We start from the raw sequence: 15,531 nt of genomic DNA, 5'->3' as shown, positions 1-15,531 counted from the left end.
TCCTAGAGTCGGAACCATGACTGCCACCGCGGAGCCCGCCGCACGCGGGCACGCCACGGCCCCGATACGCCCGCCCGTCGGCGGACGCCTCGGCTGGGTGCCGGAGGCCTTCGCGACGCTCTTCGCCGCGCTCGGCCTGCTGTGCGCCCTGCTCGCGCTCATCGAACCGCTGCGCCGCCTGCTCCGCCCGGTGGTGCACACCCTCGACCTGCTCCTGCTCCCGATCAGCGCCAACCTCGCCTACGCCGTCTTCCTCTTCCTGCTGGCCGCCGCCACCGCCGCGCGCAAGAGGGTCGCCTGGTGGCTGGTCGTCGTCTATCTCGGGCTGGTCGTCCTCACCGACGCGCTCGGCGTGGCCCTCGGCCTGTACGCCCAGTCCCTGCCGTCCCTGGTGCTGTGCGGACTGCTGCTGCTCCTGCTGGTCGTCGCGCGCCGGGAGTTCTACGCCGCCTCCCGCCGCGCCGCCGTACGGCGGGCGCTCGCCGTGCTGCTGATCGGGCTCGCCGTGGCGATCCTGCTGGGCTGGGGGCTGGTCATGCTGTTCCCGGGCACGCTCCCGGCGGACCAGCACCTGGCCTGGGCGGCGGACCGCGTGTGCGGCGGCCTCGTCTCGGCAGCCTCCTTCGCCGGCCGCCCGCCGCACCAGGTCACCTTCGTGCTGGGCCTCCTCGGCGCGCTGGCCCTGCTCAACGCCGCCGCCACGCTGTTCCGGTCCCAGCGCCTGGAAGCCGCCCTCCACGACGACGAGGAGGCCCGCATCCGGGCCCTGCTCCAGGCCTACGGCGAGCGGGACTCCCTCGGCTACTTCGCCACCCGCCGGGACAAGGCCGTCGTCTTCTCCCCCAGCGGCAAGGCCGCCGTCACCTACCGCGTGGAGGCGGGGGTGTGCCTGGCCAGCGGCGACCCCGTCGGCGATCCGGAGGCCTGGCCGCACGCGATCGCCGCCTGGCTGGACGTGGCCCGCCGGTACGCCTGGGCGCCCGCCGTGATGGGCGCCTCCGAGGACGGCGCCCGCGCCTACGCCCGGGCCGGGCTCGGCGCGCTGCAGCTCGGCGACGAGGCGATCGTCCACGTGGCCGACTTCGACCTGAACGGCCGGGACATGCGCGTCACCCGGCAGGCCGTGCACCGGGTCCGCCGTACCGGAGCCACCACCCGGATCCGCCGCCACGCCGGCCTCACCGACCGGGAGATGGAGGAGGTCGTCGACAAGGCCGACGCCTGGCGGGACACCGAGACCGAGCGCGGCTTCTCCATGGCCCTGGACCGGCTCGGCGACCCGGCCGACGGCGACTGCCTGCTCGTGGAGGCCCTCGGCGAGGACGGCCGGCTCCTCGCCCTGCTCTCCTTCGTTCCCTGGGGCCGTGACGGCATCTCCCTGGACCTGATGCGCCGTGACCGCGCGGCCCCCAACGGCGTGATGGAGTTCATGGCCGCGGAACTGTGCGCCGCCGCACCGAAGCTGGGCGTGCGCCGGGTCTCGCTGAACTTCGCCGTCTTCCGTTCCGTCTTCGAGGAGGGCGCCCGCATCGGCGCGGGACCCGTGCTCAGGCTCTGGCGCCGCCTGCTGCTGTTCTTCTCCCGCTGGTGGCAGCTGGAGGCCCTCTACCGGTCCAACGCCAAGTACCACCCCGAGTGGTACCCGCGCTTCATCTGCTACGGCGAGGCCCCCTCACTGGCCCGCATCGGCCTCGCCTCGGGCATCGCCGAAGGCTTCGTCTCCGTACCGTCGTTGCGCAAACTCTGGGGAAAGGGGCACCCGAGGACCGGACAGCGGCCTGCCACCACCGAGGGGCTGCCGTCCCTGACGGCGCTCGGCCTCGACGGAGGGGACCAGGCCGGGCCCGCCGCCCCGGACGCGGGCCTGCCCGAACAGGTCCGCGTCCGGCACCACAAGCTGGACCGGCTGCGCGCCGCCGGCACCGACCCCTACCCGGTCGGCGTCCCCGCCCCCACCCACGCCCTCGCCGGCCTCCCCCCTGACGAGGACGTCACCGTCGCCGGACGCGTCATGCTGGTCCGGGACTTCGGCGGCATCGTCTTCGCCGTACTGCGCGACTGGTCCGGCGACCACCAGATCGCCCTCACCCGCGACCGGTCCGGCGCCGCCCTCGGCCGCTTCACCGCCGACACCGACATCGGCGACCACATCACCGTCACCGGCCGCACCGGCCTCAGCGACCGGGGCGAACCCACCGTCTTCGTCACCTCCTGGCAGCTGACCGGCAAGTGCCTGCACCCCCTGCCCGACAAGCGGCGCGGCCTCACCGACCCCGAGGCCAGGGTCCGCCGCCGCCATCTCGACCTGGCCACCAGCCCGGACGCCCGCAGCGTGCTGCGGGCCCGCTCCGCCGCCGTCCAGGCCCTGCGGCAGGGGCTGCTGGAGCGCGGTTACCTCGAGGTCGAGACGCCGATGCTGCAGCAGATCCACGGCGGCGCCAACGCCCGCCCCTTCACCACCCACATCAACGCCTACGACCTCGACCTGTACCTGCGCATCGCCCCCGAGCTGTACCTGAAACGGCTCTGCGTCGGCGGCCTGGAGAAGGTCTTCGAACTGGGCCGCACCTTCCGCAACGAGGGAGTCTCCTACAAGCACAACCCCGAGTTCACGATGCTCGAGGCCTACCAGGCGCACGCCGACTACCTCGTCATGCTCGACCTGACCCGGGAACTGATCCAGGGCGCCGCCACCGCCGCCTTCGGCTCCCCGGTGGCCCGCAAGGACGGCGAGGAGTACGACATCTCGGGAGTCTGGCCGGTCAGGACGGTGTACGGCGCGCTCTGCGAGGCGGTGGGGGAGGAGATCGGTCCCGGCACCGAACTGCTGCGCCTGCACCGGCTGTGCGACCGCACCGGGGTGCCGTACACCGCGGACGACACCCCCGGCGACGTCGTCCTGGAGATGTACGAGCGCCTCGTCGAGGCACGCACCCGGCTGCCCACCTTCTACCGGGACTTCCCGACCGACGTCTCGCCGCTCACCCGGCAGCACCGCGCCGACCCGCGGCTCGCCGAGCGCTGGGACCTCGTCGCCTTCGGCACCGAACTCGGCACCGCCTACTCCGAGCTGACCGACCCCGTGGAACAGCGCCGGCGGCTCACCGAGCAGTCACTGCTGTCCGCCGGCGGCGACCCGGAGGCCATGGAACTGGACGAGGACTTCCTGGAGGCCCTGGAGTACGCCATGCCTCCGACCGGCGGCCTCGGCATCGGCGTCGACCGGCTCGTCATGTTCCTCACCGGCCTGACGATCCGGGAGACGCTGCCCTTCCCGCTGGTGCGCCGCCGCTGAGTCACGCGCTGGTCCGTCCGGGTGCATTCGCGCCGCCGCACCGGTGTCGTCGGGGTGCGCCGGAGTCCGGCGGGGCGAGTGATGAGTCATGCAGAAGGATCAGTTGTTCACACGGCGCCGGATGCTCCTCGCCGGCGCCGCCGCACTCGGGGCCGCCGGCACTGCCGGAGTCGTCCTGGCGGGCGGTGACGAGGAGACCACCGTGACCGCCGCCGCACCCGCCGCCGGCGCGCAGGCCGCCCAGGCGCTCAAGCCCTCCGCCTTCCGTCTCCAGCCGCTCACCGGCTACGGACCGCCGCGCGCCGCACCGCGCAAGCTGAAGGTGCGCAAGGAACCCATCCTGCAGATCTCCGGGCGCGGCCGGCGCATGATGCTGACCTTCGACGACGGCCCCAACCCGGAGTACACCCCGCACATCCTCGACACCCTCGCCAAGTACGACGTCCGGGCCATGTTCTTCGTATGCGGCGAGTGCGTCGTCGAGAACAGGGAACTGGTGGCCCGGATGGCCGAGGAGGGCCACGTCGTCGGCAACCACACCTGGACGCACCCGCTGCTGACGACGCTCGACCGCAAGGAGATCCGCTCCGAGATGGAGCGCACCAGCGACGTCATCGAGGACACCTACGGCGAGCGCCCGCAGTGGTTCCGCGCGCCCTACGGCGCCTGGAACCGGGCCGCCTTCCAGCTGGGCGCCGAGATGGGCATGGAGCCGATGGCCTGGACGGTCGACACCACCGACTGGGAGACGCCCGGCACCGACACCATCATCGACCGGGTGGAGAGCGGCGCCGCCCCCGGCGTCGTCGTGCTCTCCCACGACGCCGGGGGCGACCGCTCGCAGACCGTCCGCGCGATCCGCGAATGGCTGCCTCATCTCCTCGACTCCGGATACCACCTGACGGTGCCCCGCAGACGCGTGTGACGACGTTCCGGGCATCCGTCCGCCCGGTCGCGGTCGTCAGTCCACCGCGACCAGGCGGGCGAAGACGACGACGTTCCCGGCGTAGCCGTTCGGCTTCGAGTAGACGCCGCCGCAGGTGATGACCCGCAGCTCCGGTGCTCCCTTCGAGCCGTACACGCGTTCGCCGGGGAAGTTGTTCTTCTCGAAGACCTCGATCCCGTAGACCTCGAACACGGCGGTCCTTCCGTCCTTGCGCAGGACCTCGACCCGGTTGCCCTTTCTCAGGGCTCCGAGCCCGTAGAACACGGCGGGGCCCTGCCGGTTGTCGACGTGGCCGACGACGACGGCCGTGCCCTTCTCGCCGGGGGAGACCGCACCGGTGAACCAGCCCGCCAGATCGGCGTTCTCCGGTGGCGGCACGCCGATCCAGCCGCTCGCGTCCAGGCCGACGGGAACGACCGGGGCGTCCACCCGGATCGCGGGGATGCGGATCCGGTCGACGGCGGCGAACGGCAGCGGGGTGAGGGAGGTGCCGGCCACCGGTCCCGGGGTGGACCGTGTGTCCGGTGCCGCGGCCGAGGCGGGCTGGGGCGGGCCGACGTCGAACTCCCCCGAACCGTTGCGGATGAGCGCCAGGCCGGTCAGCAGAACGAGCGCTGTCATGCCCCAGGGAGCGCGCTTCCTCCGGCGCTCCTCCTCCGCAGGCTCGGACAGTTCGGACGCAGACATGGGAGAACGCTAAGTCCCGCGCGGGCGCCGGGCGACGGGGTGAGCGGCGAACGGGTGGCCGGCCACGCGGCGGGTGCGCCATCCGAGTTGCGATCCGGAGATTTTTCCTGAGCGCCCATGACCTGCGGAGACATCCGGCGGTGTGGTCGTCTGACGAAGTGTCGGATCATCAGGACGGACCATTCTCCGGATGCGGGCGTGTTCCGGGCGCCCGAGGGTCGTTCCGGGAGGTGCTGTCTCGCCGACCGACCCGGGCACGAGACCCGGGGCGCCTTCCGCGGAGGACCACATGCGAAATCAACGTGCCCTCGCGGCCGCGTGCTCCGCGGCCGCGGCACTCGGGCTCGCCACCACCGCGGCCGTCGCCAACGGCCCGGGTGGCGGCGGGCCGTCCACTTCCCACGGGGCAGCAGTCGTCGTCGGCAGGGGCACCGGCGTGGCAGGCACCGGCGTCGCAGGGACGGGTGTCGGCGGTACCGGTGTCCGAGCGGCCGGCGTCGGCGGCTTCACCGGCGACGGCCGCGGAGACGTCTTCGGTGGCCGGGGTGACGACTTCGGCCACCCGGGCGGCGGCAACGGTCCGGGTGACGACCTCGGCGGGCTCGGCGACGGATCCGGCCCCCGGGACGGGCCGGGCAACGACTTCGGCGGCCGGGACGGCGGCGTCCTGCCCGACATCGTCGTCACGCCCGGTGTGCTCCCCGCCGGGGCCGGCCCGACCGTCACCGTCAACGGCTGCCGGGGCGGCGTGATGACCTCCCGAGGCTTCCGCACGGCCCCGCTGACACCGGTCCGTGACGACCTCTCGCGGGGTGTCGCCGTCATCGACCGTGGCGTCCGCCCCGGACGGTACGACCACACCGTCCGCTGCGACGGACGCGCCCTGACCCACCCGGCCGCGTTCACCGTGCTCGGGGCAGTCCAGGGCGGTCTCGGCGGCGGCAGCACCACCGGCGCCACGCCGGCCGATCTGGCCGTCGGCGGCGGACTCGTGGCCTCGGCCGTGGTCGCGGGCGGCGTGTTCCGGCTGCGCCGCCGGCACGAGAAGCGGAGCTGACGACCCCGCGGCCCCTTCGGTGCGGCACCCGTCGGCAGGCCGTCGCCCCGGTCCCCCGCTGGAGCCGGGGGCGACAGGCCTGCGGCGCGGCAGCGGCGGCAGGACAACCGCGGCCGGGACTATCCGGTGACGGAAGGGAACAGGCTCAGGAACGGGTCCGCCGCCACCGCGATGCCCCGGCTGAAGGGGGCGTCCAGGTCCCAGATGAGGAACAGCATGAAGGCGATGGTCGCGGAGAACAGCCCGGCCAGGACCAGCTCGCGCGCGGTGCGCCGGATCTGCAGCGCGAACACCATGCCGATGGTGACCAGCGCCCCGGTGAACAGCCCCCACCACACCACCGGCGGCATGGTGGCCCCCGTGGAGCCGGCGCGCGCGTTGCGGGCCGCGTCCGCGGCGGCCGTCTGGTCCAGCAGCGGCTGGTAGGCCTGCGCCTCGAAGTCGTTCTTCGGCTGGTAGTCGGCGACGTCCTCGCGGACCTTCTGCAGCAGTGCGGTGCCGCGGTCGGTGACCCGCTCGTGCTCGGCCATCGTCTTCCACTCGGTGTGCACGACGTAGGTGACATAGGCGTCGACATCGCCCCGGATCCGGTCACGGACGTCGGGCGGATAGACCCGGACCCGCTCCGAGATCTCGTGCAGCGCCTGGGCCTCCGACTGCACACGGTCCTGGGCGGAGCCACGGGCCTCCCACACACCCGCGATGGCGAGCCCGAGGACGATGGCGTACACGACGCCGATCCACATGGTCATGTACTCGATGACGTCCGGCGTCTCGCTGGGATCCTCGTCCTCGGGAGCCCGCTTGTGCCGAACGACGGTGATGACGACCACCACGGCACAGGCCCCCAGCATCGCGAGGACGAGAACAAGCCAATCCGACAACAGGTGCCTCCAGAAGTGAGCGGCCGGCGCGTCAGCGCGGGCGCAGGGCCGCGACGGCGACGATCGCGGGCACGGTGATCAGCAGGACGTAGACGACCGGCGCGGTGCGGCCGGGGGCGTGGTGGGCGGTGGGGTGCGGGTGGTACGCCGGGTAGCTCACCGGGGTCACCGAGGGCCGCGGGGTGGGCTTCGGCGACGGCTTGGGCGCGGGCGGCGGCGGGGGCGGGGGCGTCGGCCGGGGGGCCGGCGGGGCCGGGGCGGGCCGCACGGGGGGTTTCGGCTCGGGGGTGGGCCGGGGGGCCGGCCTCGGCTTCGGTTTCGGGGTCGGCTTCGGTTTCGGGGTCGGCTTCGGTGGAGGCGGTGGCTCGGGCGGCGGGGGCGGTGTGGGGGTCGGGGTGGGCGGGCACGGCGGCGGCTCGGGACAGCCCGGGGGAGGCGGCCAGTGGTGGCCGCCGGCGTAGGCCAGCGCCACCGTGCCGTCCGGGCCCGTCGAGGCATAGGCGCAGGCGTCGGCCGACGCGCTGCCGACCGGGCAGCCCACCAGGGTCCAGGTCAGCGTCAGCAGGGCCAACGCCCGTGCGACGGGGGCGCGTCGGGTCACTTCGGATCCATGCACGACGGAGAGCATGGGCGGCGACACGCTGTCGTACGCCGGAGCGGGCCGCGATTGCTCATAAGGGAGGACATGGGGTGCTTCGTGGTTTGACAGTCCGAAACATACGGATCAGCGGGAAACGTACGGCCGTACGGGCTTCCGGTCGCCGCGTGTGTCACAGCGTCCGGAAAGAAAATCCCGAAGAACTTCCCGTCCCGTTGAACGCTGACGCCCCCCGGCTCCGTACCCATGGCCGTGCGGCGGCACAGCAGGCGCTGCAATATCCAGGCGATGATGGGGAGTTGACGATGAGGACCTCCTGGCGGACCGCCTCACTGGTGGCCACGGCCGCTGCGGTGCTGGCGCTGACGACGGCGTGCGGTCAGGACAACGGCGGCACCTCGGCGGCCGGCGCCCAGAACGTCGGGGCCACCACGGCGGCCGGCGACTACGGCAACCCGGGCTCCGGGACCGCGACCGGCGCGGCCAACGGCTACGGCGCCGACGGCAACAAGAGCTCCGCCTCCCCGGCCGCCCCCGCGGGCAAGCTGACCGTGGCCGCCAACCCCAACCTCGGCAACGTGCTGACCGACGGCTCCGGTCTCACCCTCTACCGGTTCGACAAGGACACCGCCAACCCGCCCCAGTCGAACTGCTCCGGCACCTGTGCCACCACCTGGCCGCCGGTCCCCGCCGACGACGCCTCGGCCGGGGCCGGCGTCGACAAGTCCCTGCTCGGCGAGGTGACCCGGCCCGACGGCACCAAGCAGCTGACCATCGGCGGCTGGCCCGCCTACCGTTACGCCAAGGACGCGAGCGCCGGCGACGTCAACGGCCAGGGTGTGAACGGCACCTGGTTCGCACTCGCCCCCGACGGCAAGAAGGCCAAGCTGTCCGACCTGCCCGGTCTGTCCGTCCGCAAGGACCCCAAGCTCGGTGACGTCGTCGTCGACAAGAACGGCATGACGGTCTACCGCTTCCTGAAGGACAAGGCCTGGCCGAAGTCCGTCTCGAACTGCACCGGGGCCTGCCTGGAGAAGTGGCCCGCCGTCGCCCCGGTCAAGACCGAGGACACCCAGGGCGTCAAGAAGAAGGGACTGATGGGCTTCACCCGTCCCGACGGGGTGAAGCAGATGACGGTCAACTGCTGGCCGATCTACACCTTCTCCGGGGACAAGGCCCCCGGGGACACCAACGGTCAGGGCGTGGGCGGCACCTGGTACGCCGTCTCGCCCGACGGCAAGCCGGTCGGCGCGCCGGGCAACTAGATCACCTCCCCAGGGTCGATCGCCCCGCCCGACCCGGCGCGCGACCGAAGGTCCGCCCCCTCCGCACCGCACGGAGGGGGCGGACCGTCTTTGTGTGTGCGGCGGGGTCCGCGGGCACCCGCGCACGCGGGGACGCCGCCGTGACGCAGCGGGGTCACGCGTGCACTTGCCGCAGGCAGTGACCGGGAACGGACGGTCAATTTCCGGTTCAGGTCGCTCCTTTGGCGGGCGATCAGTAGCCTCTGCTCGAACACCGGATCGCCTACGCCAGAAGTCCACGCCTTGGAGAGATACATGGAGCGTCCCGCCTGGGCCCCACGCAGCATCGACATCACGGTGCCGAGCGTCTCGCGGATCTACGACTACTACCTGGGCGGTTCGCACAATTTCGAGGTCGACCGGGCAGCGGCCCGCAAGGCGATGGAGTTCATGCCGGGCCTGCCGAAGATCATGCAGGCCAACCGGGCGTTCATGCGCCGGGCCGTGCGCTTCGCGGCCGACCGGGGCATCACCCAGTTCCTCGACGTCGGCTCCGGCATCCCGACCTTCGGCAACGTCCACGAGGTGGCGCAGGCGTCCGCACCGGGCGCCCGCGTGGTCTACGTCGACCACGACCCGGTGGCCGTCGCGCACAGCCAGGCGGTGCTGGCGGGAAACGACGCGGCGGACGTGGTCGCCGCCGACCTGCTCAAGCCCCACGACATCCTCGCCAGCCCCCAGGTGGAGCGGCTGATCGACCTGAATCGGCCAGTGGCGCTGCTCCTCGTTGCCATACTGCACTTCGTGGAAGACACGGACGACCCGTACGGTGCGGTGGCCGAGCTGCGCGACGCGCTCGCGCCCGGCAGCCTGCTGATCCTCACCCATGCCTCGTACGAGGGAATCCCGGTGCCGGCCGAGCGGGCCGAGGGCGCGGTGGACGTATACAAGGACATTCGCAACCCGCTGATCATGCGCTCGCGCGAGGAGATCGCGCGGTTCTTCGAGGGGTACGACATGGTGGAACCGGGACTGGTGCCGATGCCGCTCTGGCGGCCGGAGTCGGCGCCGGAGGACGAGGATCCGTTCGCCTTCTCCGGGTTCGCCGGCGTGGGGCGTACGGCGTGACCGCGGAGCCGGACGGCCCGGAGGACAGACTGCGCCGGCTGACGACGATCTGGGGCCGGGCGGTGTTCCCGGTGACCTCCACGTCGCTCACCCGTGCCGAGTTCGAGGAGCGACTGCGGCCGCTCGCACGCCGGTTGAGCGAGCTGCTGCGGGTCCGCAGCTTCGACGCGGACGGCGCCAAGGCGGTCGGCGCGGCCCTGGTCGACGCGCACTGCACCGACCCCGAGGCGCTCACCCGCACCCTGGACTGCGTCGACGCCTATCTGGTCCTGTACTGCGGCGAGGACGGCCCGCAGGACGAACTGCGGCTGCGCTCCTCGCGGTTGCAGCACGCGATGGCCGCCGGCTACGCGCAGGCGCTGCGGGCCCGCACCCTCGCCGAGCAGGAGGCCATCGCCCAGGCCGCGCTGCGGGCCCAGGGCGTGGTCGCCCAGGCGCTGCACGCCAGCGAGGCCCGTTTCCGCGCGGTCTTCGAGGGCGCCGCGATAGGGATCGGAATCGCGGACCTGGAGGGCAACGTCCTGCAGGTCAACGAGGCCCTGCTGCGCATGTTCGGGCTCTCCGAGCAGTCGCTGCGCGGGCGCCGCGTCCAGGACTGGGTGCACCCCGAGGACGCCCCGCAGACCTGGAAGCTCTACGACGAGCTGGTGCGCGGCGCGCGCGAGCACTACCACATGGAGAAGGCCTTCAACCGGCCCGACGGAACGGTCCTGTGGACCAACCTGACGGTCTCCCTGCTGCGGGACGCCGACGGCAATCCGCAGTACCAGCTCGCCCTCATGGAGGACACCACCGAGCGGCGGCTGCTCAACCTCCGGCTGCGCTACGAGGCCACGCACGACGCGCTCACCGGCCTGCCCAACCGCACGCTGTTCTTCGAACGCCTGGAGAAGGTTCTGGCGGCGGGCGAGGGCCAGCGGTTCGGGCTGTGCTACCTCGACCTGGACGGCTTCAAGACCGTCAACGACAGCCTCGGGCACGCGGCCGGCGACCGGCTGCTGGTGGAGGTCGCGGACCGGCTGCAGTCCTGTGCGACCGCGCCGGGCGAGATGGTGGCCCGGCTCGGCGGCGACGAGTTCGTTGCGCTGACCACCGGGCCCGGCACCGAGCGCAAGGTGGACGAGCTCGCCGAGCGCATCATGAGCGCCCTGGTGACACCGATCAGCATCGACGGCCGCGACCTCATGGTGCGCGGCAGCCTCGGCATCGTGGAGGGCCCGGCCGGGGAGCGCACCGCCGCGGAAGTCCTGCGCAGCGCGGACATCACCATGTACCGGGCCAAGTCGGCCGGCGGCAACCGCTCCGAACTCGCCGATCCCGAGGCCGACGCCCTCGCCATCACCCGGCACGGGCTCACCACGGCCCTTCCGACGGCCCTGGAACGCGGCGAGTTCTTCATCGAGTACCAGCCGCTCGTCCATCTCGGCGACGGCAGCGTGCGCGGCGCCGAGGCCCTGGTCCGCTGGCTGCATCCGCAGCACGGCGTCCTCGGTCCCGACCGGTTCATCCCGCTGGCCGAGCACACCGGGCTGATCGTGCCGCTGGGCCGCTGGGTGCTGGAGGAATCCGTCCGCCAGGCCCGTGCCTGGCGGGAACGGCACGGCGAGGAGGCGAGCGCCGGGCCGCTGCGGATCAACGTCAACCTGTCCCCGTGCCAGCTCAGCCACCCGGGTCTGGTCCAGGACACGGTCGACATCCTCGAACGCACGGGCGTCACCCCGGACGCCCTGTGCCTGGAGGTGACCGAGTCCGCGCTGATCGGCGCCGACGACGATCTCCTCAAACCGCTGCGCCGGCTGGCCGAGATGGGCGTCGACATCGCCCTGGACGACTTCGGCACCGGGTACTCCAACCTCGCCAACCTGCGCCGCCTGCCGGTGCGCGTCCTGAAGCTGGACCGCTCCTTCACCCAGGGCATGCAGCAGTTCCCGGCCGATCCCGTCGACTTGAAGATCGTCGAGGGGATCGTCTCCCTCGCCCACAGCCTGGACCTCGCCGTCACCGTGGAGGGCGTCGAAACCGGGGCCCAGGCCGAGCAGTTGCGGATACTGGGCTGCGACACGGCCCAGGGCTGGTACTACGCCCGGCCGGGGCCGCCGGAGCGGTTGCACGAGCTGGTGCTGGTCGACGCCACGGGGTGAGGCGGCACCCGGCCGGGGCCGGCGTACGACCTGAACCGCAGCGACACCGGTTCAGCCGCTGGCCACCGGCGCCGGCGCCTCCCCTTCCGGCACCGCGCCCGCGGAGGGCTCCAGGTGGGCCTCGGCCCGGCGGAGCAGGCCGTGTCCGCCGGCCAGGACGGGGATCGCGAGGACGAACGTGGCGGCACCGACGTAGAACGGCACGCTCAGATCCGTCGCGTCGGCGAGCTTCCCCGCGACGTACGGCGCCAGGCCGCCGCCGATGAAGCGCAGGAAGCCGTAGGCCGAGGAGGCCACCGGGCGTTCGACGGGGGAGACCAGCATGACGGCCTGGGTGGTGAGCGTGTTGTTGATGCCGATGAAGGCGCCGCTGACGATGACCGCCACGATGACCACGGTGGGCGTCTTCACCCCGGCGGCGATGACGGCCATCACGATGCCGAGGCCGAGCAGGTTGGCGTAGAGCACGGGCGCGGTGCCGTAGCGGGCCTGCAGGCGCGGAGCGAAGAACACGCTGAACGCGGCCACCAGCAGGCCCCAGCCGGTGAACACCAGCCCCAACTGGTGCGCGCTCAGCTCCATCGGGTACGGCGCGTACCCCAGCATGGTGAAGAAGCCCCAGTTGTACAGCAGCGCCATGAGGCCCATGGTCAGCAGACCGCGGTGGCGCAGTGCGCGGAGCGGGGCGACGGGTGAGGTGGGCCGGGCCGGTTTCGGCAGCGACGGCACGAAGGCCAGGGTCGCCACCAGGGCCGTCGCCATGAGCACCGCCACGCCGAAGAACGGGCCGCGCCAGCTGATGGCCCCCAACTCCCCGCCGAGCAGCGGCCCCACGGCGATGCCGAGGCCGAGAGCGGTCTCGTACAGGATGATGGCGCCGCCGAACCCGCCGCTGGCCGAGGCCACGATGACGGCCAGGGAGGTCGCGATGAACAGGGCGTTGCCCAGGCCCCAGCCGGCCCGGAAGCCGACGATGCCGTTGATCGAGTCGGAGGCGCCGGCGAGGGCGGCGAAGACGACGATGACGGCCAGCCCGGTCACCAGGGTGCGCTTGGCGCCGAGCCGGGTGGAGACCCAGCCGACGATCAGCATGGCCACGGCGGTCACGATCAGATAGCTGCTGAACAGCAGCGAGACCTGGCTGGGGGAGGCGTGCAGGCTCGTCGCCAGGGCGGGCAGGATCGGGTCGACCAGGCCGATGCCCATGAACGAGATCACACAGGCGAACGCGACGGCCCAGACGGCCTTCGGCTGCTTGAAGGGGCTCCCGGCCCGTTCGTGCGGGGCACTCATGTGCGGCTTTCTCCCGGTTGGTTGAGGGAGGTACGGGGTTGAGACGCCGGATGGCGGGTGTCAGGCGTCGGTGGGCCGGTCCTGGATCGCGCGGGCCAGGGCGGGCAGGGCGAGCCGTACCGCCTCCTGCTCGGGCCCGCTCAGCCGCTCGACGACCTCCAGCAGTGCCTGGGTGCGCTCGGCCCGCCGCTGCCGGAAGACCTCCAGGCCGGTGTCGGTGGCTTCCACCAGGACACCCCGGCCGTCGCGGCTGTCGGCGGTGCGCCGGACCAGGGCCGCCCGCTCCATGCGGGTGACGAGCTGGGTCATGTTCGGCTGGGAGACGCCCTGGCTGCGGGCCAGGTCGGTCAGCCGGTGCGGGCCCTCGCGGCCCAGGCGGGTGAGCACCGACGAGGCCGCGCTGCTGAGGCCGCCTGTCGTGGCACTGCGCCGCACGTGGAGCACCAGCTGCTCCACCGCGATCATCAGCTCCTCCGGCGACACCTGGGCGTCCGCCGCTTCCATAATCCGCTTATGCACAACCGCATTGTGCAGATAGGTGTGCGATGAAACAAGATGCCGGAGCGAACTATCGCTCGAGCAGCATCCGCTGCAACTCCCGCGCCGCCCGCGGCGGAGCCACATCTGTGCGGTGGGCCAGTGCGATCGTCCGGTGCAGCCCGGGCCGGGCCAGCGGGGTCACCCGCAGGCCGCGTCCGGACCGGGTCGCGACCATCCGGGGGACGACGGCCACCCCCAGCCCCGCCCGGACGAACCCGAGCACCGCGTCCATCTCGCCGCCCTCCACGGCGAAGTCCGGCTCGAACCCCTCGGCGCGGCACGCAGCCACGGTCAGCTCGCGCAGGTCGTAGCCGTGCCGGAACATCACCAGCCGCTCGCCCTCCAGGTCGGCGATGCGCACCGCCCGCCCGCTCCGGCCGGGCGCCGGCGCCTCCGGTGACGACACCACCACCAGGTCCTCGCGCAGCAGCTCCACCGTGGTCAGCGCCGGTGACGGCGTGGGCAGTGGCAGCACGACGAGGGCCAGGTCCAGCGCGCCCCGGGCCAGCCCCCGCACCAGGTCGTGCGAGCCGCCCTCCTCGATCAGCAGCCGGATGCCGGGGTAGCGGTCGTGGAAGGCGCGCAGCACGTCCGGCAGCAGTCCGGTGCACAGGCTCGGAGTCGCCCCGAGCCGTACCCGGCCCCGGCGCAGCTGCACCAGTTCCTGCACCTCGTAGCGGGCCGTGTCCGCGTCGGCCAGGATCCGCCGGGCCAGGGGCAGCAGGGCCTCGCCCGCGTCGGTGAGCGTGATGTTGCCCCGGGCGCGCAGGAACAGATCCGCGCCCAGCTCCCGCTCCAGCGCCTTGATCTGCTGCGACAGCGACGGCTGGGCGACATGGACCAGCTCGGCGGCGCGCGTGAAGTGCCGGGTCTCGGCGACGGCGACGAAGTACTGGAGCTGCTGGAACTGCATACGGCGAGGATAGCTGCCCGGATAGTCAGGGCCTATGGAAACGAGCCGGACCATGTCTTGGACCGATCGGGTGTCCCGGTCCTAGCGTGCTGTTCCATGGCTCTGGCAACGCGGACGGACCGACGGTCGTCCATGGCGCGCACGATGTGGGACTCCTCCGTCGGCAAGAAGACGGTGATGGCCGTCAGCGGCCTGATCATGCTGCTGTACCTGGTGGCGCACATGATCGGGAACCTGAAGATCTACTTCGGGGCGGGCGAGTTCAACCACTACGCCCACTGGCTGCGCACCGTCGGCGAACCCTTCATGCACTACGAGTGGACGCTCTGGCTCATCAGGATCGTCCTGGTCGTCGCCGTGGTCGCCCACGCCACCTCCGCCTACCAGCTCAGCCGTCGGGACATCAAGGCCCGGCCCAGCAAGTACGTGCACGCGAGGCCGCGGGCGAGCTACGCCACCCGCACCATGCGCTGGGGCGGGATCATCCTCGGCCTGTTCATCGTCTGGCACCTGTTGGACCTGACCACCGGCACCGTGCACTCCGGCGGCTTCCAGGAGGGCCACCCGTACCAGAACGTCGTCGACACCTTCTCCACCTGGTACGGCGACGTCATCTACATCGTCGCGATGCTCGCGCTCGGCCTGCACATCCGGCACGGCTTCTGGAGCGCGGCGCAGACCCTCGGCGTCGGCAGCCGCGCCCGCGACCGCGCCCTGAAGACCGTCGCCGACATCCTCGCGCTGCTGCTCACGGCCGGCTTCGTCGCCGTACCCGTGGGCGTCATGACCGGAGTGGTGAGCTGAC

12 protein-coding genes and 1 pseudogene are annotated in these 15,531 nt (G+C 72.4%); 7 read left to right on the top strand and 6 right to left on the bottom strand.

From position 1 onward, the window contains the following. Nucleotides 1–16: 16 nt before the first annotated feature. Nucleotides 17–3,295 carry a bifunctional lysylphosphatidylglycerol synthetase/lysine--tRNA ligase LysX gene (gene lysX, locus ACIHEJ_RS01460; RefSeq protein WP_400131211.1) on the top strand — a complete coding sequence of 1,093 codons (3,279 nt, stop codon included), beginning with the start codon at nucleotides 17–19 and terminating at the stop codon, nucleotides 3,293–3,295. Between the two features lie 88 nt (nucleotides 3,296–3,383). Then, nucleotides 3,384–4,220 carry a polysaccharide deacetylase family protein gene (locus tag ACIHEJ_RS01455; RefSeq protein WP_400131210.1) on the top strand — a complete coding sequence of 279 codons (837 nt, stop codon included), beginning with the start codon at nucleotides 3,384–3,386 and terminating at the stop codon, nucleotides 4,218–4,220. Between the two features lie 36 nt (nucleotides 4,221–4,256). Here the strand turns inward: ACIHEJ_RS01455 and ACIHEJ_RS01450 are convergent, their stop codons facing one another. Beyond that, nucleotides 4,257–4,928, bottom strand: a complete 672-nt coding sequence (locus ACIHEJ_RS01450; RefSeq protein ID WP_400131209.1) for a class F sortase — start codon at nucleotides 4,926–4,928, stop codon at nucleotides 4,257–4,259. Nucleotides 4,929–5,217: 289 nt separating this feature from the next. On the opposite strand from ACIHEJ_RS01450, the gene ACIHEJ_RS01445 reads away from it, so the two are divergent. Further along, nucleotides 5,218–5,985 (top strand): hypothetical protein, encoded by a 768-nt coding sequence (locus tag ACIHEJ_RS01445; RefSeq protein WP_400131208.1) that lies wholly within the window; start codon nucleotides 5,218–5,220, stop codon nucleotides 5,983–5,985. Nucleotides 5,986–6,104: 119 nt separating this feature from the next. Here ACIHEJ_RS01445 and ACIHEJ_RS01440 read toward each other — a convergent pair whose 3' ends face one another. Together ACIHEJ_RS01440 and ACIHEJ_RS01435 are read right to left on the bottom strand one after the other, a co-directional pair. Beyond that, entirely contained in the window at nucleotides 6,105–6,869 is a 765-nt protein-coding gene (locus tag ACIHEJ_RS01440; protein ID WP_400131207.1) for a hypothetical protein, read from the bottom strand. Nucleotides 6,870–6,900: 31 nt separating this feature from the next. Continuing rightward, complete coding sequence (locus ACIHEJ_RS01435) at nucleotides 6,901–7,485, bottom strand: hypothetical protein (protein ID WP_400131206.1); 585 nt, start codon at nucleotides 7,483–7,485, stop codon at nucleotides 6,901–6,903. Nucleotides 7,486–7,772: 287 nt separating this feature from the next. On the opposite strand from ACIHEJ_RS01435, the gene ACIHEJ_RS01430 reads away from it, so the two are divergent. The 3 genes from ACIHEJ_RS01430 to ACIHEJ_RS01420 all read left to right on the top strand — a co-directional run bounded on the left by ACIHEJ_RS01430 (nucleotide 7,773) and on the right by ACIHEJ_RS01420 (nucleotide 11,980). Continuing rightward, nucleotides 7,773–8,732, top strand: a complete 960-nt coding sequence (locus tag ACIHEJ_RS01430) for an SCO0930 family lipoprotein (RefSeq protein ID WP_400131205.1) — start codon at nucleotides 7,773–7,775, stop codon at nucleotides 8,730–8,732. Between the two features lie 294 nt (nucleotides 8,733–9,026). Continuing rightward, entirely contained in the window at nucleotides 9,027–9,839 is an 813-nt protein-coding gene (locus tag ACIHEJ_RS01425; RefSeq protein WP_400131204.1) for an SAM-dependent methyltransferase, read from the top strand. Then, nucleotides 9,836–11,980, top strand: a complete 2,145-nt coding sequence (locus ACIHEJ_RS01420; RefSeq protein ID WP_400131203.1) for a putative bifunctional diguanylate cyclase/phosphodiesterase — start codon at nucleotides 9,836–9,838, stop codon at nucleotides 11,978–11,980. The genes ACIHEJ_RS01425 and ACIHEJ_RS01420 overlap by 4 nt, the downstream gene beginning before the upstream one ends. Nucleotides 11,981–12,049: 69 nt before the next feature. On the opposite strand, the pseudogene ACIHEJ_RS01415 reads toward ACIHEJ_RS01420, so the two are convergent. The 3 genes and pseudogenes from ACIHEJ_RS01415 to ACIHEJ_RS01405 form a co-directional block, all read right to left on the bottom strand. Beyond that, nucleotides 12,050–13,273 (bottom strand): annotated as a pseudogene (locus ACIHEJ_RS01415) (MFS transporter); the annotation flags it as partial. Between the two features lie 60 nt (nucleotides 13,274–13,333). Then, on the bottom strand, nucleotides 13,334–13,777 hold the full coding sequence (locus ACIHEJ_RS01410; RefSeq protein ID WP_400131775.1) for a MarR family winged helix-turn-helix transcriptional regulator: 444 nt from the start codon (nucleotides 13,775–13,777) through the stop codon (nucleotides 13,334–13,336). Nucleotides 13,778–13,841: 64 nt separating this feature from the next. Continuing rightward, nucleotides 13,842–14,726, bottom strand: coding sequence for a LysR family transcriptional regulator (locus ACIHEJ_RS01405; RefSeq protein ID WP_400131202.1), 885 nt, complete (start codon nucleotides 14,724–14,726; stop codon nucleotides 13,842–13,844). A gap of 132 nt (nucleotides 14,727–14,858) precedes the next feature. Here ACIHEJ_RS01405 and ACIHEJ_RS01400 point away from each other — a divergent pair, with 132 nt between their 5' ends. Beyond that, complete coding sequence (locus ACIHEJ_RS01400) at nucleotides 14,859–15,530, top strand: succinate dehydrogenase (RefSeq protein WP_400131773.1); 672 nt, start codon at nucleotides 14,859–14,861, stop codon at nucleotides 15,528–15,530. Nucleotide 15,531 lies beyond the last annotated feature (1 nt).

The organism is Streptomyces sp. NPDC052301, assembly GCF_044593395.1.
Classification (GTDB): Bacteria; Actinomycetota; Actinomycetes; order Streptomycetales; family Streptomycetaceae; genus Streptomyces.
This window is presented reverse-complemented; position numbering and strand designations above follow the sequence as displayed.

Bases quoted from the DNA above. Each gene is read 5' to 3' on its own strand.
- ACIHEJ_RS01430 (WP_400131205.1), top strand. From the start codon at position 7,773: ATGAGGACCTCCTGGCGGACCGCCTCACTGGTGGCCACGGCCGCTGCG.
- lysX (WP_400131211.1), top strand. From the start codon at position 17: ATGACTGCCACCGCGGAGCCCGCCGCACGCGGGCACGCCACGGCCCCG.
- ACIHEJ_RS01445 (WP_400131208.1), top strand. From the start codon at position 5,218: ATGCGAAATCAACGTGCCCTCGCGGCCGCGTGCTCCGCGGCCGCGGCA.
- ACIHEJ_RS01405 (WP_400131202.1), bottom strand. From the start codon at position 14,726: ATGCAGTTCCAGCAGCTCCAGTACTTCGTCGCCGTCGCCGAGACCCGG.
- ACIHEJ_RS01425 (WP_400131204.1), top strand. From the start codon at position 9,027: ATGGAGCGTCCCGCCTGGGCCCCACGCAGCATCGACATCACGGTGCCG.
- ACIHEJ_RS01455 (WP_400131210.1), top strand. From the start codon at position 3,384: ATGCAGAAGGATCAGTTGTTCACACGGCGCCGGATGCTCCTCGCCGGC.
- ACIHEJ_RS01450 (WP_400131209.1), bottom strand. From the start codon at position 4,928: ATGTCTGCGTCCGAACTGTCCGAGCCTGCGGAGGAGGAGCGCCGGAGG.
- ACIHEJ_RS01400 (WP_400131773.1), top strand. From the start codon at position 14,859: ATGGCGCGCACGATGTGGGACTCCTCCGTCGGCAAGAAGACGGTGATG.
- ACIHEJ_RS01410 (WP_400131775.1), bottom strand. From the start codon at position 13,777: ATGGAAGCGGCGGACGCCCAGGTGTCGCCGGAGGAGCTGATGATCGCG.